The following is an 890-nucleotide window of genomic DNA, read 5'->3' as shown; positions in this document are numbered from 1 at the left end:
GCGGGTCGTAGGTCTCGGCCATGTCCTGGATATGGGAGCGCTCGATGGTGCGGCCATCGGTGGTGGCGCCCTCGACGGCCACGCGGAAGAACTTGGAACGTTTGGTAGTACCGGCCATCGGTGCCTCGTTGAGATCAGGGCGCATCGGCGTTGATGCGATGACCCATCCTCAGCCCACCGGTACGACGTAACAACGGCTGCGGCATGTAGCGCGCGTGCTTACAGGGAGCGCCGATATCGCGCGCGCGCAAGCCCGTCCAATCTGCCCAGGTGCAGAACGTCTTCGAAAAGCTCCATGTCGATCCTCGCCGCCAAGCCCAGCTGCTGTACTGGATGGGTTGGCGCGTGTGTGACATCGCCTCCCTGATAGGGGAGAAGGACAAAACCGTACACAGCTGGAAGGCGCGTGACGAATGGGACCGCGCCGACACCGTCGAGCGCATTGGCGGGGCGCTGGAAGCGCGGCTGTGCATCCTGATCCACAAGCAGGAGAAGACCGGTGGCGATTTCAAGGAAATCGACCTGCTGCACCGTCAACTCGAACGCCAGGCGCGGATCCAGCGCTACCAGGGCGGCGGCAACGAGTCCGACCTGAATCCGGCGGTGGCAAACCGCAATGCTGCGCCGAAGAAGAAGACGCGCAAGAACGAGTTCAGTGAGGAAGAGATCGAACGTCTGCAGACAGCCTTCGTGGAGGGCTGTTTCGACTATCAGCGCGATTGGCTGCGCGCCGGCAGTGAGCGCACGCGCATCATCCTCAAATCGCGCCAGATCGGTGCCACCTACTACTTTGCTCGTGAGGCCTTGCTCGATGCGCTGACCACCGGCCGCAATCAAATCTTCCTCAGCGCCTCCAAGAGTCAGGCGCACATCTTCCTGGGCTACATGCG

At 62.2% G+C, this 890-nt stretch carries 2 protein-coding genes; one reads left to right on the top strand and one right to left on the bottom strand.

All coding sequences use genetic code 11. The features are described 5' to 3' along the window. Positions 1 to 118 (bottom strand): GPO family capsid scaffolding protein (locus G4G00_RS21760; protein WP_164276655.1); only part of this gene is annotated, 118 nt, incomplete at its 3' end. Between the two features lie 152 nt (positions 119 to 270). On the opposite strand from G4G00_RS21760, the gene G4G00_RS21755 reads away from it, so the two are divergent. After that, a partial coding sequence (locus tag G4G00_RS21755; protein WP_205515597.1) for a terminase family protein occupies positions 271 to 890 on the top strand: 620 nt, incomplete at its 3' end.

The sequence above is a fragment of the Stenotrophomonas sp. B1-1 genome (assembly GCF_010894375.1).
Classification (GTDB): Bacteria; Pseudomonadota; Gammaproteobacteria; order Xanthomonadales; family Xanthomonadaceae; genus Stenotrophomonas.
Note: the sequence above shows the minus strand (reverse complement) of the source record. Positions and strands in the feature narration are given on the sequence as shown.